At 38.4% G+C, this 23,506-nt stretch carries 19 protein-coding genes and 1 other annotated feature; of the genes, 16 read left to right on the top strand and 3 right to left on the bottom strand.

The features are described 5' to 3' along the window. Positions 1-536: 536 nt before the first annotated feature. The 9 genes from BM390_RS13935 to BM390_RS13975 all read left to right on the top strand — a co-directional run bounded on the left by BM390_RS13935 (position 537) and on the right by BM390_RS13975 (position 9,791). A complete protein-coding gene (locus BM390_RS13935) occupies positions 537-1,577 on the top strand; it encodes a PTS sugar transporter subunit IIC (protein WP_089855498.1) in 1,041 nt (346 codons plus the stop codon). Between the two features lie 16 nt (positions 1,578-1,593). After that, positions 1,594-1,905 carry a thioredoxin family protein gene (locus BM390_RS13940; protein WP_062323123.1) on the top strand — a complete coding sequence of 104 codons (312 nt, stop codon included), beginning with the start codon at positions 1,594-1,596 and terminating at the stop codon, positions 1,903-1,905. 115 nt (positions 1,906-2,020) lie between these two features. Then, the gene (locus BM390_RS13945; RefSeq protein ID WP_062323121.1) at positions 2,021-2,824 is read left to right on the top strand and encodes a DUF1444 family protein; all 804 of its coding nucleotides are present in this window, start codon (positions 2,021-2,023) and stop codon (positions 2,822-2,824) included. Positions 2,825-2,846: 22 nt separating this feature from the next. Beyond that, positions 2,847-3,449: a YtpR family tRNA-binding protein gene (gene ytpR, locus BM390_RS13950; RefSeq protein ID WP_062323118.1), complete on the top strand. Its 603-nt coding sequence runs from the start codon at positions 2,847-2,849 to the stop codon at positions 3,447-3,449. A gap of 130 nt (positions 3,450-3,579) precedes the next feature. After that, positions 3,580-6,054, top strand: a complete 2,475-nt coding sequence (locus BM390_RS13955; protein ID WP_062323116.1) for a DNA translocase FtsK — start codon at positions 3,580-3,582, stop codon at positions 6,052-6,054. A gap of 38 nt (positions 6,055-6,092) precedes the next feature. Beyond that, entirely contained in the window at positions 6,093-7,202 is a 1,110-nt protein-coding gene (locus tag BM390_RS13960) for a nicotinate phosphoribosyltransferase (RefSeq protein WP_062323113.1), read from the top strand. A 127-nt stretch (positions 7,203-7,329) separates the two neighbouring features. Next, complete coding sequence (gene murC / locus BM390_RS13965) at positions 7,330-8,628, top strand: UDP-N-acetylmuramate--L-alanine ligase (protein ID WP_089855501.1); 1,299 nt, start codon at positions 7,330-7,332, stop codon at positions 8,626-8,628. A 141-nt stretch (positions 8,629-8,769) separates the two neighbouring features. Further along, the gene (locus BM390_RS13970) at positions 8,770-9,189 is read left to right on the top strand and encodes a DUF948 domain-containing protein (protein WP_062323112.1); all 420 of its coding nucleotides are present in this window, start codon (positions 8,770-8,772) and stop codon (positions 9,187-9,189) included. Positions 9,190-9,236: 47 nt separating this feature from the next. Further along, on the top strand, positions 9,237-9,791 hold the full coding sequence (locus BM390_RS13975; RefSeq protein ID WP_062323110.1) for a YtxH domain-containing protein: 555 nt from the start codon (positions 9,237-9,239) through the stop codon (positions 9,789-9,791). Positions 9,792-9,896: 105 nt separating this feature from the next. On the opposite strand, the gene pilM is transcribed toward BM390_RS13975, so the two are convergent. Continuing rightward, positions 9,897-12,044 carry a cell division protein FtsA gene (gene pilM, locus BM390_RS13980; protein ID WP_089855504.1) on the bottom strand — a complete coding sequence of 716 codons (2,148 nt, stop codon included), beginning with the start codon at positions 12,042-12,044 and terminating at the stop codon, positions 9,897-9,899. Positions 12,045-12,292: 248 nt separating this feature from the next. Here pilM and BM390_RS13985 point away from each other — a divergent pair, with 248 nt between their 5' ends. From BM390_RS13985 to motS, 4 genes are all read left to right on the top strand, one after another. Then, positions 12,293-13,354: a bifunctional 3-deoxy-7-phosphoheptulonate synthase/chorismate mutase gene (locus tag BM390_RS13985; protein ID WP_062323108.1), complete on the top strand. Its 1,062-nt coding sequence runs from the start codon at positions 12,293-12,295 to the stop codon at positions 13,352-13,354. Positions 13,355-13,580: 226 nt separating this feature from the next. Next, entirely contained in the window at positions 13,581-14,576 is a 996-nt protein-coding gene (gene ccpA, locus BM390_RS13990; protein ID WP_089855507.1) for a catabolite control protein A, read from the top strand. Between the two features lie 77 nt (positions 14,577-14,653). Next, positions 14,654-15,478, top strand: a complete 825-nt coding sequence (gene motP, locus BM390_RS13995) for a flagellar motor protein MotP (RefSeq protein WP_062323106.1) — start codon at positions 14,654-14,656, stop codon at positions 15,476-15,478. Then, complete coding sequence (gene motS, locus BM390_RS14000) at positions 15,465-16,250, top strand: flagellar motor protein MotS (protein WP_062323104.1); 786 nt, start codon at positions 15,465-15,467, stop codon at positions 16,248-16,250. Before motP ends, motS begins: the two co-directional genes overlap by 14 nt. 104 nt (positions 16,251-16,354) lie before the next feature. Here the strand turns inward: motS and BM390_RS14005 are convergent, their stop codons facing one another. Further along, positions 16,355-19,312: a transglycosylase domain-containing protein gene (locus tag BM390_RS14005; protein WP_089855510.1), complete on the bottom strand. Its 2,958-nt coding sequence runs from the start codon at positions 19,310-19,312 to the stop codon at positions 16,355-16,357. 133 nt (positions 19,313-19,445) lie between these two features. Further along, positions 19,446-19,649: a binding site (T-box leader), on the top strand. 138 nt (positions 19,650-19,787) lie between these two features. Here BM390_RS14005 and tyrS point away from each other — a divergent pair. Next, a complete protein-coding gene (gene tyrS / locus BM390_RS14010) occupies positions 19,788-21,059 on the top strand; it encodes a tyrosine--tRNA ligase (protein ID WP_062323096.1) in 1,272 nt (423 codons plus the stop codon). A gap of 80 nt (positions 21,060-21,139) precedes the next feature. On the opposite strand, the gene BM390_RS14015 is transcribed toward tyrS, so the two are convergent. Continuing rightward, positions 21,140-22,060, bottom strand: a complete 921-nt coding sequence (locus BM390_RS14015; RefSeq protein ID WP_062323093.1) for a cation diffusion facilitator family transporter — start codon at positions 22,058-22,060, stop codon at positions 21,140-21,142. Between the two features lie 412 nt (positions 22,061-22,472). On the opposite strand from BM390_RS14015, the gene BM390_RS14020 reads away from it, so the two are divergent. Next, the gene (locus BM390_RS14020; protein ID WP_089855514.1) at positions 22,473-22,856 is read left to right on the top strand and encodes a VOC family protein; all 384 of its coding nucleotides are present in this window, start codon (positions 22,473-22,475) and stop codon (positions 22,854-22,856) included. 235 nt (positions 22,857-23,091) lie between these two features. Beyond that, positions 23,092-23,262 (top strand): hypothetical protein, encoded by a 171-nt coding sequence (locus BM390_RS15600; protein ID WP_156321422.1) that lies wholly within the window; start codon positions 23,092-23,094, stop codon positions 23,260-23,262. Positions 23,263-23,506 lie beyond the last annotated feature (244 nt).

The following is a 23,506-nucleotide window of genomic DNA, read 5'->3' on the forward strand; positions in this document are numbered from 1 at the left end:
GGTGTGGCTCTCTTCATTGCACTCAGTGGCTCAGTTCTCCGCCCTGAATGGCTCTATTTTCCGCTCAAGTGGCTCTATTTCAATGCAGTATTCACAGTTTGATAAAATCCTCTTAAGCTAGGTTCAGGACCTGATTTAAACATCATCATAATGATAATTGACACAACAAAAAGCAAAAGAATAACTCTTTTCATTCGTCTCCTCCTCTAATGCAATATGATTACTTACCATAACTTTGTTTTGGGCTCTTACAGTTGTCATAATTTGATTATATTACAGTGTAAATAAAAAGAAAAGAAGTAAAAAAATACAATTACATATGATCGAATTAACTTCATAAATCAATATAAACATATCGAACAAATCATATATGGACGTTTTCGTTCTTTTATAACAAGTCTCATGTCCAAACTTCAATGAGAGGGAATGACTATAAACTATTTAGCGCAACATGTGTCTTGTCAACTGTATAAACTTAAGGTAAGATAAGCTGTAAAGATTAATAAAAAATAAGTATGATTCAGGGAGGCAGTCACATGCGCACGTTTTTAGAGAAAAAACATATTGAAGTATCATTTCATCAATATTTTATTAAAGCGTTAAGCTTTATGGCACTAGGTTTGTTTAGCTCGTTGATTATTGGACTCATTTTAAATACGATTGGTGAACAATTAGCTAACTTTTTTGGCACATCGGTCATAACTGAAAGTCTCGTCGAGATGGGAACTTTTGCGATGGATGGAAAAGTCGTTGGAGGGGCCATTGGAATCGCGATAAGCTATAGTTTACAGGCACCGCCGCTCGTATTATTTTCTACCTTGTTTGCGGGGGCGTTTGGCTATCAATTAGCTGGCCCGGTCGGGGCTTATATCAGTGCTTTATTTGCGAGTGAGTTCGGAAAGTTGATTTATAAAGAGACGAAAGTCGATATTATTTTAACCCCCTTTGTGACGATTCTTGTGGGATTTATCGTCGGTAGTTTTATTGGTCCCCCCGTTGATCGTTTGATGACAGGTTTAGGCGAAATTATTAACTGGTCAACGGCGCAACAACCGTTTATTATGGGGATTATTGTGGCGGTTGTGATGGGCTGGGCATTAACAGCCCCTATTTCAAGCGTGGCGATTGCCTTAATGTTATCACTGGACGGATTAGCTGCAGGCGCAAGTGTGATTGGTTGTTCTGCTCAAATGGTAGGGTTTGCGGTAAGTAGTTATCGCGAGAACGGGTTTGGTGGTTTTATTGCGCAAGGTATCGGAACATCGATGTTACAAATTGCTAACATATTGAAAAAACCGCTTATTTTAATTCCGCCAACAGTCGCAGGTATGATCATGGCACCACTCGGAACGGTCGTATTTCAAATGACGAATAATGCCTCAGGTGCTGGTATGGGAACGAGTGGTTTAGTTGGTCAAATTATGAGTTTTCAAACCATGGGATTTGAAATGTCTGTCCTCTTTATGGTACTCTTTGTTCATATCATTGGACCGATGGTGATTTCTTTCTTGTTGTCTGAATGGATGAGGAAAAAAGGCTGGATTCAGTTTGGTGATATGAAAATCAATTATGAGTAAGTCGGAGGGATTATCTTTGGAAAAACTACAAACAGAAGCACAGTTTCAAGAATTAAAACAACAAGGAAAACAAGTCTTTTTATTTTCAGCTAATTGGTGCCCGGATTGCCGTGTGATTGAGCCATTTATTCCTGAATTAGAAAAAAAATACGAAGATATAAACTTCACGTATGTTGATCGTGATGAATTTATCGATATTTGTATCGCGCATGATATTTATGGTATTCCAAGTTTCTTAGCGTATAAAGATGGCGAAGAAGTAGAACGCTTTGTTAGTAAAGACCGGAAAACACGTGAACAAATCGAGGCATTTTTAGATCAGATTTAACGGCTCAGAGTGGTCATATATGTAGGACAAGGGAAAGTACTAGGTACTTTCTTTTTGTTTGACCTTTAACTCATGATACAATAAGTCATGCATGCACGTTGAAAGGATGAATAGAATGTCACAAAAGAGTTTCGAAATAAAAAGAAAGCTGGATCAAGCCTTTGATGAGACATCGTATCAAACCCAGTTTGATCGTGAAACGGATCAGTATCGTGTCGTTGACCAAGAGACGAATCAAGGCGTCACCATTCACTTAACAAAATTAATAGAAAAATACGAAAAAGTAGGGGACCAAGCACTGTGGCCTCTCGTTGAAAAAGTTACACAATCTTTAAATAAATTAAAAGTCACACATAGCCTTCGCGGAAATGAAAAACAGGTATTCCCTGTGATTCGGGCGGAGAGTTTTAACACGACACATGGTTTAGATAAACAACTGGTTTCGACTCCACACACAGCGGAAACAACGATTTTTTATGCGCTAGACTTAGAGACGAGTTATCAATTAATCGATCAAGCCTTACTTCAGGAAAGTGGTTGGACAAAAGATCAGTTACATGATTATGCTTTGATGAATCTTGCAGATTTACCCGTTGATTTGAATAAACAAACCGTGGCAGGGAATGATTTTTACTTCGTTAAAAATCAAGACGGCTATACCGCAAGCCGGATTTTGCTTGATGAATTTTTAGAGAATCAAAAAGAGCGCGCGACAGGTGAATTATCATTTTGTATCCCACATCAAGATGCTTTTATTATCGCAGATATTCACAATCCGAAAGGATATGATATACTACAACAGATGGCCATGCAATTCTTCTCAGAAGGACAAGTGCCGATTACGGCTTTGTCATTTTTATATGAAGAGGATGCTCTTACGCCGATCTTCGTTATGGCAAAGAATAAACCAACAGATTAATTAGAAAAGGAATGAGTCAAGAATGAACGTGTATTACAATCAAACAGGAATAGGTGACGTCCTTATGTTACCAATTAAGACAGGTAAACGTTACGAAACAAGTTTTCGTCGTTTTGGTGATGTTGTAGAAATTTTTGATACGACCGATGAGACAATTCTCGGGTACAATATCTTTCATGCGTCAAAGTACTTCTCGCTTAAAGACGGTCAATTTAAGTTAGATGGCGCTTTCTTAAGTGAGATGAACGATGTTTTAAAACAAAATGGTTTAGAGAAACCACTCGATATCGATCTATCACCCAAGTTTGTCGTAGGTTTTGTAAAAGATATTCGCAAACATCAAAATGCGGATAAATTAAATGTCTGTCAAGTTGATTTAGGGACTGAGACCGTTCAAATTGTGTGCGGTGCGCCTAATGTAGCTAAGTACCAACATGTTGTTGTCGCTAAAGTTGGCGCTCTTATGCCAGGTGGTATGGAAATTAAAGAAGCCAATTTACGTGGTGAAGATTCATTTGGTATGATTTGTTCACAGCGTGAATTAGGCTTACCAAATGCGCCAGAAGAAAAAGGCATTTATGTCTTAGGTGATGAGGTTAAGGCTGGCGATGAATTTACATTTTAAAGATGATGTGCGCAAAAGACCTTGTTCTTTTGCGTTTTTTTTCAGGATGAAAAAATAATGTAGAAATAAACCATTTTAACGAAAACTTTGTTAAAATGAAACTAATGACTTTATAGAGAGAGTGAATCATATGTGGAATAAATTTAAACAACACTTTAGTCACCTCTTCCATCCTGATGATGAACAAGGCACTGATGAGGAGAAAGACGTTATACATAGAGATGAAAAGCAAGTGAAGCAAAAAAGAACACCTTATCGTAAAATTGATACGAAAGTGACTTATTATTATCCGAAAGAACGCGAGTTTAAATTTCCTGTTTCAATAGATGAAGTAGGAAAAAGTAGAGAGTCACACCGTCAAGATATGACTTTAGATGAGAAAGAAGACCGAAAGTCACCTAAAGAGGGATCAAACAAACCATTTAAAGTGACCGAAATTCCGTCACCCGTTTATGGTTTTAAAAAACGCCTGCAAAAAACAGCGGCAACGTCAGAAACCGCTCAAATCATGCGTCAAACAACTGATTACACATCACCAGCTTATGTATCAAATATTTTAAGCGAAGTGAGACGGACGCGTGGAGAAATGTCGGATTATGCATACGACCGGATTGGCCAAAAGAGACAGGTACCAGTTGAAACAGAGGATGTCTCTCGCCTAAATGAAAAAGACACCCAACTAGACGTACAACCTTCATTACCTGAACAAAATGAAGAAGATAGGATAGAAGGTACCGGTGTGTTTATTAGAGAGGAACAAGAAGTGTCAAACACTTCTATCCGAATGGAAGACGTCAATGATGTCAACACAAGCAACGAAGTGAATGCCGGTAAGCTTGTTAGCCAAGAAGATAAACCTACTTTAACTCAATCAACTCCGGTGCATCAGGAAGTATCTGAAACAGATGAGCAGGAAACAGTGCTAAAACGGTCCCCAGTTCACGAACCAGCTAAACGTGAAATGAGAAAGGGTCACACACCCTTTAACGTGCGGATGCGCCCAAGTGATAAAAAACGCTACTATGATCGTTTAAAACAACAAGAACAAATAAATAATCAAGAAAAGACAAAAAATCAAACACGAACTGCCGTGGCACGTCATGATCAACACTTAGATCAAGTAAGTCATCAATCTGTTGAGAAAAGGGCAATGCCAAATAATGACCTGCCTCTAACAGTTGAAAAATCAACCATCCAAGCACTACCACTTCATTTATTAAACGACCCGGTCGTATCTGCGAATGAGGATGATACGTTTATACGTGAACAATCAACCCGTTTAATTGAGGCACTCAGCCAATTTAATGTCAGAGCAGAGGTTGTTAACGTGATGCAAGGTCCAAGTGTCACCCGTTTTGAGATTAAACCTGAGACAGGTGTGAAAGTAAGTAAAGTAAAAAACCTAAGCGATGATTTGAAGTTAAGTTTAGCAGCAAAAGACATCCGAATTGAAGCGCCCATTCCAGGTAAACATGCGATTGGGATTGAAGTCCCAAATGATGCAACCCGTCCGGTAATGTTAAGTGAAATTCTCGCTTCAGCTACTTTTCAACAGGCGTCATCACCTTTAACGGTCGGACTAGGTCTTGATATTTCAGGTGAAGCCATTGTAACAGATCTTCAAAAAATGCCGCACGGTCTTATCGCAGGTGCGACGGGTTCAGGAAAAAGTGTCTGTATCAATACTATACTCTTATCGTTACTTTATAAGGCAACCCCAGAGGAAGTGCGCTTACTTCTTATTGATCCGAAAATGGTTGAGCTTCAACCATACAATGCCTTGCCGCATTTAGTTAGCCCGGTTATTACTGATGTAAAAGCCGCCACTCAAGCGCTCAAATGGGCTGTTGAAGAGATGGAACGACGTTATCAACAATTTGTTGAAAGTGGGGCGCGAGACTTATCTCGCTATAACGAGAAGATGCGTCAAAGTGGTCAAGCGACCTTACCGATGATTGTCATTGTCATCGATGAGTTGGCCGATTTAATGATGGCTGCCCCACAAGATGTGGAAGACGCTATCTGTCGTATAGCTCAAAAAGCACGTGCTGCTGGGATTCACTTGCTTCTTGCGACGCAACGACCATCTGTCGATGTCGTGACAGGACTGATAAAGTCTAATATACCTTCGCGTATTGCCTTTAGTGTGGCATCTCAAGTGGACTCACGCACGATGATAGATACAGCAGGAGCTGAGCGGTTATTAGGTAAAGGCGATATGTTGTTTGTTGAAAACGGGGCAAGGCACCCAGTAAGAATTCAAGGCGCATATGTATCAGATGATGAGATTGAACGGGTCACAAGGTATTTAAAACAACAAAGTCAGCCAAACTATTTATTCGAACAAGAAGAATTACTACAGTCTATTGAACAAGAAGAAATGACGGATGAATTATATGACGAAGCGTTAAATTTCGTATCAGAAAACGAGACAATCAGCACTTCTTTACTTCAACGTCGTTTCAAAATAGGCTATAATAGAGCAGCAAGGATTATAGACTCATTAGAAAACCAGGGGATTGTCTCTGGACAAAATGGAAGCAAACCACGCACGATTCTAGTCTCTAAAGAGGAATTAACGCATTTACGTCAGACAGAGCGGTAAAATAAAAATAAATAAATGAAAATAAGGGGTTAATACGAATGGAAAAAGAAATCAGTTTAAAATTAAATGGTAAGATTGACCGTTTGACTAATAAAACATTTAAGTTTGATGAACGTATTAAAGATGGTTGGTTCTCAGCTGTTTATTTCTTGAAAACAAAGGAAATTGCCCAAAAGAAACGTCCGAATAATGAAGTGATCATGCAGTTTTTCCAAAAAAATCATGCAGTACTTTGTGGAACGGATGAGGCGATTGCGCTATTACATACATTTAGCGATGAGCCGGAAAATTTAGAAATTCATTCGCTAAAAGATGGTGATAAAGTCAGTCCATTTGAAACAGTTTTAACGATTAAAGGCCCTTATCAATCATTTGGTTATTTAGAAGGGATTATTGACGGTATATTAGCGCGTCGTACCTCGGTTGCGACTAATGTCTATAACGTAGTAAAAGCAGGGCGGACATCAGGTAAACAAAAACCGGTCATGTTTATGGGAGATAGAGATGATCACTATACCCAACAAGCGGGAGACGGTTACGCCGCATTTATCGGTGGATCAACTGCTCAAGCGACCCACGCGATGAATGAATGGTGGGGAAAAACCGGCATGGGCACGATGCCGCATGCTCTCATTCAATTGTTTGAAGGTGACGTTGTTGCCGCATCAAAAGCCTACAAAGAAGTCTATCCAGATGACGAACTGATGGTACTCGTTGATTATAATAATGATGTTATCACCGATTCATTAAAAGTCGCGCATGCTTTTAAAGAGGAATTAAAAGGCGTACGTCTTGACACATCTAACAACGTTGTTGATAAGTATTTCTTACGCAATGAGCATATTATGGGACCATTTGACCCGCGAGGAGTCAATCCAGAACTTATCTTTGCTCTACGTCAAGCACTAGATGATGAAGGGTTTGATCATGTAAAAATCATTGCGACAGGTGGCTTTACCGAGGAGAAAATTAAACGATTTGAAAAACAACATGTTCCGGTTGATATATACGGCGTTGGACGTAGTTTACTTGATAATAAGATTGGATTCACCGGTGATAGTGTGATTTTAAACGGTAAACCAGAATCTAAATTTGGTCGCCGATATCGTCCTAATCCACGGCTTGAAAAAGTGCAATTTCACCAGTAGTTATCCTTAATGATTTAGTTTTTAATCATTCTATGATATAATGCATAATTGTGCTGTTTAAGCGTTACAATAAAGTAACTGCTAGGCAGTATGAGAACAGCGTTAGACACTTACGGGGGTAAAATTTATGACAATTTACCATTTTATTGGTATAAAAGGAACAGGTATGAGCGCACTTGCACATATTCTTCATGATGAAGGCGAAACTGTTCAAGGTTCCGATGTTGAGAAGACATTTTTTACAGATCAAGCCTTACTTGAAAAAGACATCAGGGTATTACCTTTTTCTAAAGATAATATCCAGCCAGGTTTAACGATTATCCAAGGAAATGCCTTTAGTGATGAACACGAAGAAGTGAAAGCAGCAAAAGCTTTAGGTTTAACCATTTATAAATATCATGAGTTTTTAGGTATGTGGCTTAATCAATATACAAGCATTGCGGTGACAGGGGCGCATGGCAAAACGTCTACAACTGGTTTACTTAGTCATGTGTTAAAAAATATCGAACCTATATCCTATTTAATTGGTGATGGTACAGGAGTCGGACATGCAGATAGCCGCTATTTTGTGTTTGAAGCTTGTGAGTATCGCCGTCATTTTTTAAGTTATGAGCCAGATTACGCCATTATGACGAATATTGATTTTGATCATCCAGACTATTTTTCGAGTATCGATGACGTCTTTGCTGCTTTTCAATCGATGGCAGAGCAAGTGGAAAAGGGTATCATTGCTTGTGGTGATGATGAGTACTTGCATAAAATCCAAGCAAAAGTACCGGTTGTCTATTATGGTTTTAGTGAGGATAATGATTTTCAAGCGAAAGACATGCGGGAAACCGAAACAGGTACAACGTTTGATGTGTATGTGCGTCATGATTTTTATGATACATTTACAATTCCCCTCTTTGGAAAGCATAATGTTCTAAATGCTTTATCAGTGATTGCGCTTTGTCACTATGAAGGTTTTGAGAGTGATCAAATGAAACACTTAGAGACCTATGGTGGTGTTAAGCGACGTTTTTCTGAAAAACGTGTAGGGGATCAAGTCCTGATTGATGATTATGCGCACCATCCGAAAGAAATTGAAGCAACACTCGATTCAATTAGAAGAAAGTATCCAAATAAAAAAGTAACGGCAGTATTTCAGCCACATACGTATTCGCGAACAAAAATGTTTTTACAAGCATTTGCGGATAGTTTAATGCTTGCTGACCATGTGTATTTAACGGATATATTTGGATCGGCTCGGGAGTTAGTTGGTAAATTATCGATTGAAAATCTTGGTGATCTGATCGAAGATTGCCGTTATGTCACGTTGGGTAACATCGAGCTACTGGCCGAGAATCAGGCGGATGTTATTGTCTTTATGGGTGCAGGAGATATTCAATCATTCCAAACAGCTTATGAAAAACATTTAAACAACTAAGAAGGAAAAACTGACTAACATGACGAATTAAGTGATGAGTGGTCAGTTTTTTATTTTTTTAAGTTTACAAAATTTTAAAACAGGGTAAACACCACTAGAACAAATTTATAAAGACAAATAAATGATGAGGGAGTGATTAGTATGGATAACCTTCTCTACATCTCGGCATTAATTGCTGCGATTGCTTTTGCTGTACTTGTGATTTATCTTGTGCGTTTATTAAAAGAGTCTGAGCGTACGATGACAAGTGTGGCAAATACTTTAGAAGGCTTAGAGAAACAAATGGAAGGTATTACAACAGAAACAACCCTATTACTTAATCGAACCAATGCATTAGCAGAGGATATTAATCAGAAAGCGGATAAATTAAATGGACTTGTCGATAGTATAAGTGGTTTAAGCTCAACGTTTACGACGTTTAGCGCTTCTGTTAAAGAAGTATCTGATACAATCTCTAAAATTGCTGTCGAAAATAAAGAAGAAACAGCCCAAGCCATTAAATGGGGCAATGTTGCTATGGAAGTATTTAAGAAAAAGAAAGATAAAAAACGTACTAAGTAATAGACTATATATAACGACTTAGTAAAAATTTTAAGGAGGAATTATTTATGACAAACCAAGAAAATAAAACAAACGACAATATTAATGCAAAGGACTTTCTTATCGGTTCACTGATCGGTAGTATTGTAGGGGCATCAGTGGCCTTATTATTTGCACCTAAATCAGGTAAAGAAGTAAGACAAGATATTAATAAAGGAGCAAATGAAGTAAAAGAAAAAGCTCTTGTTTACAAAGATAAAGCTTTAGAGAAATCAGATGAATTCAAATCTTATGCAAAGGATAGAACGGCTGATATCCAACAAACAGTCACTGAAAAATCTCAAGATTTCCAATCAAAATTCAATGAGACGAAAAAAAATGTACAAGATAAAATTAACGAAACAACAGAAGAGTTAAAAAAGAAAAAAGCAGCAATGAAATCGGACGCAGATGATTTACAAGAAGACGTTGAAGACGTTGTAGATGCTAAAGCCGAAGAAGTAAAAGCAAAAGCGGAAGCGGCAAAAGACACAGCTGAAAGAAAAGCAGAAGCGGCAAAAGATGCGGCTGAAAAAGTAAAAGAGGCTGTAAAAGAAGGCGCTGAAGACGTAAAAGAAAAGTAAGCATCAATAGAAGAACCCCTATGACACAATTAAAGTGTCACAGGGGTTCTTTTCTTCTTGATAAGCTAGAAATTATTAGGAGTCACCTCTCAGTGATTAAGTGTGTTAAGTCTTTGACTCGTATTTGATTTCTAATATGTCTCCACCGGTTATTGGATCTAAAAAGGTGGTTGGGGCGTTATTTTTAAGAATACAAACATGTCCGCGTTGTTTCATTAAATCAAAGTGAACATATCTAAACACATCTTGAAAAACAAAGGTTGTGTCTGGTAAAGATTTTAACGTTAACTTAGACAACGGTTCAATAAGATCGTCGTCTTGCAATTGTCGGTCATGATGATATAGGGCCCGCTTCGCTTTTTCTATCGTTACCGGTTCACCATTAAATGTGACGTTGATCTGCTCAGTAAGATCGAGGTTTAATAAATCAACGAGTCTTTCCTTCGTTACTTTTTGCAGAGGGCTGTAACTAATTTTGTCTTGCGCTCTTAATTTTGTTTGCATGGTTGCGGGTTTATTGTTAATAAGTAAACGTTCTGAAACAGCTTCAAAAGGCATGAATTTATCATCAAGATAAATAGCAAATATTTCAGGCTCATGCGCTAAGTAATGAAACTCTGATTGATTTAGCCACGATTGTAAATCGATTTGTTCAATGAGCTCTACTCGGTCACCATCTTTAAGTGGGTACTCGAGCGTTGTCGGTTTGTCATTCACCTTAATCATTGGGAAGACCTTATAGGATTGCTCATTAAAATAAATGTTAAAGGGTTGAATATCACCGACAACATCTAGAAGGGTAACCTCAGGTTCCTTGCCATCATCCCCTTTTTCAACGAGCATTTTATCGTTATGATGGATTAATGCATCAACATGGATACTCTCACCATTTAACTGAATTTTAGGTGGTGTGCCGTGAGTACCAGGTAAGGTGATAGTTTGACTATTGACCGTAATCATATAAGCCATCCCTGGTCTCCCGTACATTTTCTTAATCTCAATACCAGCGGCAAGTAAACAGTCCCCCACAGTCAGTTGTTTCATATCAAACAATCGAACCGCGCGGTCATTGACTGTGACGCTAATATAGTGGACAGGGTTTTGTTTGGCGGCAATCGCAATACCAATAGGTGTAATGAATTCTGGACCTTGCGGGACGTCGATATCTGTTTGTAAATCTTTAATCGCCTCTGTTCCTCTAGTGGCTACTCGGTTAGAGGGTAATTGCAGTTTTTCGGCTAGAGCGTGGGTCAGCATAGGGGTTAAACTCCCGCCGCCAACCAGCATCACGGCTTTAGGTGCCCGTTTATTTAACGTCATAATTTCGGATGCGATCGCTGTTGCTAAATCATCAATCGCTTCTTTAATATCCATAGCGAGTTCTTTTTTAGTTACGACGGTCTCAAAACCTAATATATCTTGAAGAGTTGCTTCACCTTGTTCAGTAATTTCTCGCTTGACGCGTTCAGCTTCATTAAAATCAAGTAAATAATGATCACTAATCGCTTCGGTAATCTCATCACCTGCTTTAGAGACCATTCCGTAAGCTGTAATCGTACCTGCGTCTGTTAAGGCAATATCACTTGTACCCGCTCCAATATCGACGAGAGCGACATTTAAACGCCGCATAGACTCTGGTATTAAAACGTTGATCGCCGCAATCGGTTCAAGCGTAAGGGCCTCCATGTCTAAGTCCGCGCGATTTAAAGCCGAAATCAGTGATTCAACGACGACTTTAGGAAGAAAGGTCGCAATGATTTCAACTTCAGCCAACGCACCTTGTTGGTCAATGAGTGAACCAATAATATCGCCATCTAATTTATACTGTAAAACAGAATAACCCACACAGTAATAATGGGTCAATTGATCTTGATCTTTTTCTTCTTCGGCTAATTCGTATTGAGCTTTTTGAACAGCACTAAGCTCAAGAAACGAAATCGCCTCCCGGTCCATCAGCGGTTGCTTCTGAATATCTGTTGATACGATCGTCCGTCTTGTTTTTAATGCACGACCTGCCGCAGCGACACATACTTTCGTTAGAGTGATTTGGTGACGTTCTTCTAACTTTTCTTTTACAGTATGAATGATTTTAGATACAGCCACGACATCGTGAATTTGGCCATCTAACATGGAACGTTCCGTATGTTCCATACTTTCGTAGTCAATTAATCTATATTTGCCTTCGGTGACATTAAGTAGGAGACCATTGACTGACCGCGTACCAATATCTAATGCGAAAATAATATCCTTCATAGTTTATAGCTCCTTATTAAACGATCTTTAACGCTTTCTATTCTTTAGTTTAACAGATTTTATCTGTCTCGTATCGCCTTTTTTAGTAGAAAAGTTTAAAGAAAATACTAAATATTTAAACAATGTAGTGACAATTCGGATGATTTTAGCTATAATGAATCCTAATTATCCATTCTTTCGTTTTAAAAACATGTCGCGGCATGTTTAAAGAATATGTAAAAGATAAACTAATCATAGGGGGAATCAACATGTCAAACGAGCAGTTAGATTTACTAAGAGAACAGCTAGATGAATTAAATATGGACTTGCTTAACTTAATTAATAAGCGCGGTGAATTGGTTAAGAAAGTGGCCAAATCAAAACCAAACCAAGGCCCGGATAAAAAATATGATCCCGTACGTGAGCATCAAATGCTAGAGAAAATTAAAAATCAAAATGAAGGACCGTTTCAAGATGCGACGATTATTCATTTATTTAAAGAAATTTTTAAAGCAGGTTTAGAACTACAAGAAAAAGATTACCACAAAGAAATGCTTGTTTCACGTAAACGTAAAAGTGAAGATACTATTATTGATATTAACGGTGAAAAGATTGGTGATGGACAACCTCACTTTGTTTGTGGGCCATGTGCTGTTGAATCTTACGAACAAGTAAGAAAAGTGGCTGAGCAAATTAAGAAACACGGTTTAAATATAATCCGTGGTGGTGCTTTTAAACCGAGAACAAGCCCATACGATTTCCAAGGGTTAGGTTTTGAAGGGTTAGAAATTCTTCGTCGTATTGGTGATGAGTTTGACCTTGCGGTTGTAAGTGAAATTGTACGACCACAAGATATGGAACAAGCAGCAGAATATTTAGATATGATTCAAATTGGTGCACGTAATATGCAAAACTTTGAACTGCTTAAAGCGGCAGGTGAAGTTGATAAACCAATTATCTTAAAACGAGGTATGTCAGCAACTGTCTCTGACTTTATTAATGCCGCTGAATATATTCACTCAAAAGGTAATAGTAATATTATTCTTTGTGAGCGTGGTATAAGAACATATGAAACATCAACACGTAACACACTCGATATTACCGCAGTGCCGATTCTGAAGCAAGAAACACACCTACCTGTTATGGTGGATGTGACGCACTCAACTGGTCGCCGTGACTTACTTATCCCGGCAGCAAAAGCAGCGATTGCGATTGGAGCAGATGCCGTTATGGCAGAAGTTCACCCAGATCCAGCGGTTGCTCTTAGTGATCAGCAACAACAAATGAATTTTGAACAATTTGATGCATTCATGGAAGCTGTAAGAAAATAATACGTGTCTAAGCCTAATGGTACAGATTTTCCTGTCCATTAGGCTTTTATATTAGAAAAATTAGCCTGTTTTCATTTTCTTTCAAAAAAAACAAGTGAATTTGAGGCGGACGATAGATAAATTTGATATACTAGACAAGAGATTTTCTTGATATATCTATGAAAGCTAGTCTATACTATATACATACGAATTAGACAGTGAAAATGATGGAGGAGGATGTAAGAAAATGAATATTACAATATACGATGTTGCACGTGAAGCAAATGTATCGATGGCAACGGTGTCACGTGTTGTTAATGGTAATCCCAATGTGAAACCGGCGACACGAAAGAAAGTATTAGAAACGATTGAACGATTAGGTTATCGACCCAATGCGGTTGCTCGTGGTTTAGCCAGTAAAAAAACAACAACCGTTGGGGTGATTATCCCTGACATTTCAAGTATCTTCTTCTCAGAACTTGCACGAGGTATTGATGATATTGCTAATATGTATAAGTACAATATTATTTTAAGTAACTCAGATCAAAATATTGATAAAGAGATTAAGCTAATTAACTCCATGCTTGAAAAACAAGTAGATGGTATCGTTTATATGGGTGGTAAAATTACAGAGGAACATATCAATCAGTTTAAAACATCACCCGTCCCAATCGTGCTTGCAGCAACAGTAGATGCAAGTGAAAAGACACCATCTGTCAATATTGACTATGAACAAGCGGCATTCGAAGCGGTTCAATTGTTACTTGATAATGGTAATGAAAGTGTGGCATTTGTGACAGGTTTGGAAGAGACGACTGCTAATGCTTTAAAATTTGAAGGGTATAAACGCGCACTTAAAGACGCTGAAAAATCAGTTCAGGATGATTACCTCATTCGAGGCGATTTAAGCTATCAATCAGGAATTAAAGCGGTTGAAACATTACTTGACCTTAACGAACGTCCATCAGCTATTTTTGTCGCTTCAGATGAAATTGCCTTAGGTGTCATTCACGGCATTCAAGATCGTGGTCTTTCTGTACCAAATGATATTGAAGTTGTTGGCTTTGATAATACAAGGCTCGCTCAAATGGTGCGCCCAACACTTTCGACTGTTGTTCAACCTATGTATGACATTGGAGCTGTAGCCATGCGCCTTTTAACGAAGTATATGAATAAGGAAGAAGTATCAGATAATACTGTCGTACTTCCGCACCAAATTATAGAAAGAAACTCAACAAAATAATAATTGTGCCGATATAAATTTTGTGTGCGCTCTGCACACAAAATTTATTTTATTTCTCGAAGCTAAGGGGAGAGTTTATGAAAAAGACAGATATTTTAACACCCATAGGGATTACTTTAGGTATTGCCATGATTTCATTTGGTATTATTTCAAGTGCGGGCTTAGGTGGTTTTGTTGCTTTTGTGCAATTGGCCTCAATCATTATCGTTATAGGTGGTCTTATGGCAGCGATATTGATTAACTTTAATATTGATCAAGTGAAGTCAATGGGACGTGTCGTGAAAGAATCATTCAGTCAAAACGAAATGGATTTAGAAGGTCTTATCTCTCTCTTTGAACGTTTATCTGAACGAGCTAGACGTGAAGGCTTGCTGGCGTTAGAGACAGAACTTGAAAATGTGGAAGACCCGTTTATTAAAAAAGGCATTTTGTTAGCCATCGACGGGATCGAACCGGAAGTGATTCATGATATTATGAACGCAGAAATTACAGCGATGGAAGATCGTCACTCAAAAGGACGATTGATTCTTGAAAAAGCAGGCGAATATGCACCGGCGTGGGGTATGATTGGAACACTGATTGGTCTAGTACTGATGTTAAATGATTTAAATGATCCGTCAACGTTAGGCCCACAGATGGCGGTTGCCTTACTCACCACCTTTTATGGCGCAGTACTAGCGAACCTTGTCTTTATTCCGATGGCAGGTAAGTTAGAAAGTAAAACAGAACAAGAAGTTTTTATGAAACAAATTGTTGTTGAAGGTGTTATTGGTGTGCAATCTGGACAGAACCCTAGAATTCTAAAAGAAAAACTAAGTGCCTTCTTATCGGATGATATGAGGAAACGTCGTGAAGAACAAGGAGATACCGAGACGGAGGAAGTCAGAAATGAAGCGTCCTAATAAAAAGGTTAAAAAAGGCGCACCGGCGTGGATGACGACATTTAGTGACATGATGACATTGATTCTTGTGTTTTTTATTCTGTTATTTTCTATGTCACAAATTGATGCTGCTCGATTTGAAGCGGTAGCAGAGTCGTTTCGTAATCGTATGATCTTTACTGGTTTTCCTTCGAATATGGATATGGATAACCCGACAGAAAATTCAAATCCGAATCAAAATGATGAGGGAGCAACAGACTTTAAAAATAACTTATTTGATGATGATGTTGACGACTTAGACGAATCAACAGAGGGTAATGAAGAAGAGTTAGATGAACTGCTCGAAGAAGTGGAAGGTTATCTCGAACAAAATGACTTAGAAAATGTTATTAGTGCCAATCGAACCGACCAAGGTGTCGTGTTAGTATTGCAAGAACGGGTTCTGTTTGAAACAGCAGAAGCAAATGTTAAAGCTGAAGGCGAACCTTTTTTAGATAAAGTCGGATTATTACTTAAAAATATTCCAAATGAAGTCCGGGTAGAAGGACATACGGATAATCGCCCGATTTCAACGGCAGTCTATCCGTCCAACTGGGAGTTATCTGGTGCGAGAGCAAGTTCTGTTATTCGGTTTATTTTAGACCAACATGATTTGGATCAAGAACGCTTTATAGCAGTAGGATACGGTGATACGCGTCCTATTGTTCCAAATGATTCTGTTGAAAACTGGCGCAGAAATCGCCGAGTAGAGATTGTCATTCTTGAACTGGGACAAGAGTTAACCTCAGAATAGTGAAACAAGCATTATACAACCGAACGTGTATAATGCTTGTTTTTTTAATACTAAAAAAGCGACTCAGTTGTTGAGTCGCTTTTTGTATTAATCATAACCATTTATTAAGATGTCGGTCCATTCGAGTTATCACCGGGTGATTCATTATCTGTTGAATCGCCATCGGTTGAGCCATCATCTGAAGAATCATCATCAGGTGGTGTTGTGTCACCATTTGTATCATCTGATTCATTATCTTCTGGCGCTTCAGGTGGATCCGGCTGTTCGGGTTCTTCTTCTGTAAAGTCGCCATCGACAAATGGAATCGATGGTTGTGATTCACGTCCAAAGTAATCAACGGCTCTAATCTGATAAACAGCGGGTGAATTTCCCACATTATATTGATTGTTTGTTGTTGAATCTAACAGACTAAAGTTACTATCAGGATCATTGGCCCGGTAGATCCGGTAACCAATCACATTACTACTACGTGACTGTTGCCAAGTTAAGACGTTACCTGATTTTGATACACCTGTTGGCGCAAGCGGACGCTCGCCGCTATCTTCAATGTCTTCATCGCTTAGATTTGGAAGTAACAAACGTTCCCAGCCACCATTACGTGAAGGGTATAGCTGAGTAATGTCTATAAGTTCGTCATATCCTTTATCTTTTAGCCAGTCTGGATTAAACATATAACCTGAACTAGATGTGAATTCATTTGGTGTTTGATCATCAACAAGTACAGCACTATCACCAACATTGACAACGTCTGCTGAAATGATACTGTAGTCTTCTTCTTTTGGTACATATTTTGAGTTAAAGATGTCTGACCCAACCAGTCCTAATTCACTTGTAAGACTAGACGGTGACATACCTGAGACTAAACTAAATGACCGTGACACAATATTGTTTGGTCGTGCAAAGCGTTCAGACGGCGCCATAATCTCTGGAGCTACTTCGGTAGCCGCATTAACTAATTGAGCCCAGAACACTTGATTACGGCCACTATAGCCGGTATTCATTGGTTGTTCGTATTCATAACCCATCCAGCTTCCGAGTGTGACGTTAGGGTTTGTCGCAATGAACCATGTATCTCTAAAGTTGTTGGATGTCCCTGTCTTACCAGCCCAATCAATATTAGGGTTAGATAAGTTACTTCGAGCGGTCCTTCCTGTTCCGCTAAGTAGAACATCTCGCATCATATCAATCATTAAATAATTGGTTTCGGTGCTAAATACGCGTTCTGTCGTTGATTCATGCGTATACACTTCTTCACCGTCAGCATTTTCAATCTTACTAATGATAAAGCTATCGGTATACTGCCCATCATTACCGAAAGTTGAATAACCATTTGTATTTTCTTCGACTGTTGCGTTATGGCTACCTAGTACCATTGATGGCAAACGGTATTTTTCTTCTGGGAAGTTACTGAATCCCATTTTAAGTAAGTAATCTGGAACGGGATTAGCATTTTCTAATAAGTCTATATAAACTCTACCAGCAGTAACATTATACGATTGTTTTAAGGCGTTTCTTACTGTCGTTAGGCCATAAAAACGAGATGAACTGAAGTTCGTTGGTGTCCAATTTTCGCTAAGTGAGCCGCTATAAGTAAACTTAGCATCAGCAATAATAGAGCCAGGTTGCAGTAAGCCTTCCTCAAGTGCAGGTGCATAAGCGAGCAACGGTTTAGCCGTTGATCCCATCTGACGGGGAGCGTTTGTCGCAAAATTACGATTTTGCAGATCGAAATCTCGACCACCGACAAAAGCTAAAATCGCGCCGGTATTATTATCACGTAAAAAGCTTCCCACTTGAACAGGGGCGTTATAAGGGATTAGCTCACCTGTTTCGGGGTCCTCAGTCATAATGGTATCTCCATTCGCGTTATTTTTCGCGATTTTATTAGGACCATAATTGTTATAATTATTTTTTACCTCTTGGAAAACGTCATAAATATCTTTGACAATCGTCGTATGAATTTTGTAACCGCCTTGAGAGATCTCACGGTCAGCTAAAATTTCATATTGTTCAATTAATGAATCGTTTGAATTGAGTTCTTCAAGTGTATAACCATCTTCAAGGGCAAGTTTTTCTTTAAAAATATCGATTGCGTCGTTAGTAATTTCTTGCGTCAAATAAGGATACCGCTCGAATGTAGACGGCGAACCTTCTGTAAAGCTTGCCACTAAATCAAATTGAAGAGCTTCATCATATTGATCTTGGGTAATATATTCATTGCGTAGCATCCTGTCAAGGACTGTCTTCATTCTTTCAAGTCCTGGTGCTAAACCTTCCGCGCTTTTTACTTGTCCACCATTGGTAAAGGGGCTATACATAATCGGACTCTGAGGGAGACCGGCAATGAAAGCGGCTTGTGCGAGATTCACTTCATTAGCATTAACCCCGAAAATACCTTCCGTTGCGGTTTGAACCCCCGAGATATTCCGACCATTTGCATCACGGCCAAAAGGCACAATATTAAGATAAGCTTCTAAAATTTCATCTTTTTCTAAGAAGTTTTCAACTCGTAAAGCCAGCAAGATTTCTTTTGCTTTTCGATCGAAGGAAACTTCATTTGTAAGGATTTGATTTTTAATAATTTGTTGGGTTAACGTACTGCCACCTGTTTGGGTTGCCGCACCAGTTAACTCTTGGAACACGGCACGTAAAATAGCTTTAGGAACAATACCTTTGTGTTCTTTGAAATACTCATCTTCCGTGGCGATGACGCCATTAATAATATCTTGTGATACTTGGTCAGCCGTTGTTTCTTCACGATAAATGTCAGAGCCGACTTCACCCATGAAAATGTCATTAGCAAAATATATTTCTGATGTCGCTTCATAATTATATATGGCCGTTGTCATGTCTTCGGCACTACGCAGCGGTTCATCCTTAACTAAGGCTGCAAAGTAGCCAGCTCCTAGACCGCCGACAAAAAAGGCTCCGACTACAAATAAAATAATGAAGAAAAGTGAGATATTCCACGTTACATCATAGCTAATGCGGAATATTTTAGGGACAGTTTGACTAATTTTTTCCCATATCTGTTTAAGTGCATCTTTATTAGGTTGATTCATTGTTTATACCTCCTAAAATTCCAACATTAATTATAACATAGATGATGTCTGAAGGACGAAAAAATAAGATTTTAATTAAAAAAAGCTTGCTTACTTCTCGGTTCTATGTTTAAAATAGTATCAATATCATATTTTAACGGCGATGAGAGTTTGCAGTAGTCATACACTCCCTTTTATAGAGAGCTGACGGTTGGTGGAAGTCAGTAAATAGTGACATGATGAATTACGTGCTTGAGCTTCTTTTTGTGATGAGCAAAAAGACGGTAGTGATATCGTTAACGAACGAAGTGGCAGTGAATGCAATGAGGGTGGTACCGCGAAGAAATTCGTCCCTTTTTGAACGCACTGTTTTTTTATTTGCAAAAAATGGCTATGTTTGAGTTTAGTAAGTAGTCAACAACCCCTGTGAATTCCAACCCTGGGTTATTGACTTTTAAGGTCATCATTAAAAAAAATAGAATAGAGGAGAATACTTATGAACATTATTCAAGATTTAGAACAGCGCGGACTGGTTCAACAATTTACCGATGAAGCAGGTCTAAAACAACATTTAACCGATCATATTGTCACACTTTACTGTGGTTTTGATCCGACGGCAGATTCTCTGCATATTGGTCACTTAGTGCCAGCGCTTATGCTTAAACGATTCCAAAAAGCAGGGCACCGTCCGATCGCTTTAATTGGTGGTGGGACTGGTATGATTGGTGACCCTAGTGGTCGGACAGATGAGCGTCAACTTAATGATGAAAAAACAGTGGATTACTTTAGTGAACAAATTAAACAGCAACTTGCGACCATTTTAAAATTTGACGGGTCAGACAATGGCGCCGTTGTTCGTAACAATAAAGAATGGTTAGGTTCATTAACATTGATTGAATTTTTACGCGATACGGGTAAACACTTCGGTATTAACTACATGTTAGCGAAAGATTCAGTCCAATCCCGTCTTGAGAACGGTATTAGTTTCACTGAATTCACTTATATGATTTTACAATCTTATGACTTCATGAATTTATTTGATAAAGAAAATTGCACGTTACAAATCGGGGGAAGTGACCAGTGGGGGAATATTACTGCAGGAATGGAACTCATTCGTCGTACGCGAAAAGAAGGAGAAGATGCTAAAGTATTTGGTTTAACTGTGCCACTTATCACAAAAGCGGATGGGACGAAATTCGGTAAGACAGCTGGTGGAGCGGTTTGGCTAGATAAAGATAAGACAAGCCCATATGAATTTTATCAATTCTGGATCAACACGGATGACCGCGATGTTGTAAAATTCTTAAAATACTTTACCTTCTTATCGATTGAAGAAATCGATGCACTAGAACAATCGTTAGAAGAAGCGCCAGAGAAGCGAGAAGCACACATTAAGTTAGCCGAAGAAATTACTGAGATGGTGCACGGGGAAGCAGCACTCGCACAGGCCAAACGTATTACCCAAGCGCTCTTTAGTGGAGATATTAAACAATTAAACGGTGAAGAAATTAAGCAGGGCTTTAAAGATGTGCCATCAAGTGACATCACGTTACAAAATCAAACGCTCGTTGATTTACTCGTTGAAGCTAAAATTGCGTCATCAAAACGTCAGGCACGAGAAGATGTTCAAAACGGAGCGATTTACATTAACGGCGAACGGAATCAAGACGTAAATTATACATTACAGTCAGAGGATTTAATTGACGGTGTATTTACCATTATTCGTCGTGGTAAGAAGAAATATTTCCTCTTAAATATAACAAAATAACAAGATAATTTGAGGTATTAACTGTTGAAAAAGAGAAAAACAAGCCAATAAAAGCAGATGCTTTTATTGGCTTGTTTAAATTATATCGCCCATTTACGATCTTCAGTGAACGAAACGGTAAGCCAGATTTCATAAGGATATTGTGAGAGGTAGGCATGAATTTGTTCCCGAATCTCATCTTGTTCAGAAATCGTTTCAGTAATTTCGCTCTCCGCTTCAGCAACAAAATCAACCTCAACCCATAATGTTTGACCGACCTTGCTGACACGTGTAAAAGCTTCGATAAACTCATGCTCGATCCGAATGGTTTTGACATATTGCTTGATTTGATCTGGAACCTTTCCCTTTGGTGGCATGTCCAGTAGTTCTCTAAGACTTGATCCGATTTCACTGATAGGGACACGAATAAAGTAAAGTGAAACAATAACGACCATTATCGGGTCGATATAGGGAATAAAATCATTTAAACCAGGCATTAAACCGAAGATGAGAGACAGTAAAAAACCGATTAAAACACCGACACTGACAAGCGAGTCCATTAACCATTGATTAGCCTCAGCATGTAAAAGTCCGGATTGCACTTGTTTCGCACGGTGTTTGATGTAAAACGTAATGCCTACACATAACAACGTCCCGAAAACGGAATAAGATAAAGCGAGATTGATATCAACTTCTCTTCCCCCACTGATTATTGCCATCGTCGCTTCAGTGAAAGAGGTGACGACAAGGATAAGTATCACAAGATACTTAATAATGATCACGAGTGGCTCAATTTTGTCTTTGCCAAAAGGAAAGTTTTTGACATCGGTTTTACGCATATAGTGGGAAGCAAATAGAGAAATCATGGATAGAATGAGACTAACTAATGAATATAATCCATCAAAAACAATCATTTGTGCTCCGGAGAGAATACCAAAAACAATCCCTGTAATCGCAAAAAATAATGCGCCATACACTGATATCCTTAATAAATGTCGTTCGTGGCTTAATTGTTGATACATATAAAACGCTCCAATTGTGTTTATAGTAAAGAGATAGGCAACCTTTTCGGTTACTTTCCGTAATCATATTATATGACAGGATGATACAAGGAGCAAACAACAACCATTGAAGGAGTTATTTTACATGATTACGTTAACTAGAATGCAAGTAGGTGGGGGTAAGTTTTAAGTTTAGTCTGCTTTACTCTAGTGAACATCCTCTTGACCATGACGAGTATGATGAGCCTAACCAATAGATACCATAAATTATCTAAAAATTACCGAGTGCATGAAGTATGAAGACAATCAGGAAAATACTTATGTTTATTAGGGGGATAAACTTTTTGTTTTGCATTATTCTACGCCCTTATAAATAACAAGTTGCTAATGATTTGCTAAAACCATTATAGTATATATAAGGGAGGGGAAAAGGTTGATTCATCATATAGAATTATATGTTTCTGAATTAGAAACATCCATGAACTTTTGGGGCTGGCTGTTAGAAGAATTAGGTTACACACTTTTTCAATCATGGGAGAAAGGACAAAGTTGGAAGAGTGGGGACATGTATCTTGTCTTTGTACAAGTAGAAGACCGTTTTAAAGATAGCCCCTATCACAGATGTGGAGTCGGTCTCAATCACTTAGCTTTCCATGCTCGTTCGCGTCAGCATGTCGATGAGATTACGAAAAAGATAGAACAGAAGGGAGTCGACATTCTTTATAAAGATCGACATCCCTTTGCGGGTGGAGAAACACATTACGCTGTTTATTTTGAGGATCCGGATAGGATTAAAGTTGAATTGGTTGCACCTTGAGTTTGTAATTAGCTTCATTGTAATTATGGCATGCCAAAATTACAATGAAGCGTCAGTCGAAAATACTGGATTACACGGGCGATGACTTCAGTCAGTGGTTGTTTACAGAAATAACAATATTATAAGCGGATCTGATGAAGAAATTCTTATTGAAAAATAGAAAGGATAGATGGATGATGCTAAATTTATGAAGTAATCAATAATGGAATGAACATATTAGAGAGGGGGCGTATAAATGTTTAAATATTTTATAAGTGGGTTGTTTTGTCTTTTGGTAGGTATACAGCTATTCTTCATAGCGGAAGGCTTGCGTGTAAGTCAAGCACCTGCTGTTTTAATAGTCATCTTAAGTGTCGTATTAATGCTTGTTCCTTTTGTCATATCTGTTAAAAAGGTAGAAAAGTGAAAGTATTGACTTTGTAATCAGGCGGAAATTCTTTTCATGGTTCATTCGTTTATAATGGTTGCATATGAATGGAATTCATAATGTCATGAATTATAAAATGGATGTTTTACTTATGTCCTTCTAAAAGTATGCCTACGCATTATGATTTTGGTTCTTTGTCAAATCGTGTTGGTGAGAAGTTTTAACCAATAATTTCAATCTTATATTTCACATGTTTCGGCTCTTTTTATGCAGCTGAAACATG

Origin of the sequence: Halolactibacillus miurensis, assembly GCF_900116255.1 — a bacterium.
Taxonomy (GTDB): Bacteria; Bacillota; Bacilli; order Bacillales; family Amphibacillaceae; genus Halolactibacillus; species Halolactibacillus miurensis.

Coding starts and splice junctions, on each gene's coding strand:
- BM390_RS13985 (WP_062323108.1), top strand. CDS start 12,293: ATGTCAAACGAGCAGTTAGATTTACTAAGAGAACAGCTAGATGAATTA.
- motS (WP_062323104.1), top strand. CDS start 15,465: ATGAAGCGTCCTAATAAAAAGGTTAAAAAAGGCGCACCGGCGTGGATG.
- BM390_RS14015 (WP_062323093.1), bottom strand. CDS start 22,060: ATGTATCAACAATTAAGCCACGAACGACATTTATTAAGGATATCAGTG.
- BM390_RS14005 (WP_089855510.1), bottom strand. CDS start 19,312: ATGAATCAACCTAATAAAGATGCACTTAAACAGATATGGGAAAAAATT.
- BM390_RS13955 (WP_062323116.1), top strand. CDS start 3,580: ATGTGGAATAAATTTAAACAACACTTTAGTCACCTCTTCCATCCTGAT.
- BM390_RS13970 (WP_062323112.1), top strand. CDS start 8,770: ATGGATAACCTTCTCTACATCTCGGCATTAATTGCTGCGATTGCTTTT.
- BM390_RS13960 (WP_062323113.1), top strand. CDS start 6,093: ATGGAAAAAGAAATCAGTTTAAAATTAAATGGTAAGATTGACCGTTTG.
- murC (WP_089855501.1), top strand. CDS start 7,330: ATGACAATTTACCATTTTATTGGTATAAAAGGAACAGGTATGAGCGCA.
- pilM (WP_089855504.1), bottom strand. CDS start 12,044: ATGAAGGATATTATTTTCGCATTAGATATTGGTACGCGGTCAGTCAAT.
- BM390_RS15600 (WP_156321422.1), top strand. CDS start 23,092: ATGTTTAAATATTTTATAAGTGGGTTGTTTTGTCTTTTGGTAGGTATA.
- motP (WP_062323106.1), top strand. CDS start 14,654: ATGAAAAAGACAGATATTTTAACACCCATAGGGATTACTTTAGGTATT.
- ytpR (WP_062323118.1), top strand. CDS start 2,847: ATGAACGTGTATTACAATCAAACAGGAATAGGTGACGTCCTTATGTTA.
- tyrS (WP_062323096.1), top strand. CDS start 19,788: ATGAACATTATTCAAGATTTAGAACAGCGCGGACTGGTTCAACAATTT.
- BM390_RS13975 (WP_062323110.1), top strand. CDS start 9,237: ATGACAAACCAAGAAAATAAAACAAACGACAATATTAATGCAAAGGAC.
- BM390_RS13945 (WP_062323121.1), top strand. CDS start 2,021: ATGTCACAAAAGAGTTTCGAAATAAAAAGAAAGCTGGATCAAGCCTTT.
- ccpA (WP_089855507.1), top strand. CDS start 13,581: ATGAATATTACAATATACGATGTTGCACGTGAAGCAAATGTATCGATG.
- BM390_RS13935 (WP_089855498.1), top strand. CDS start 537: ATGCGCACGTTTTTAGAGAAAAAACATATTGAAGTATCATTTCATCAA.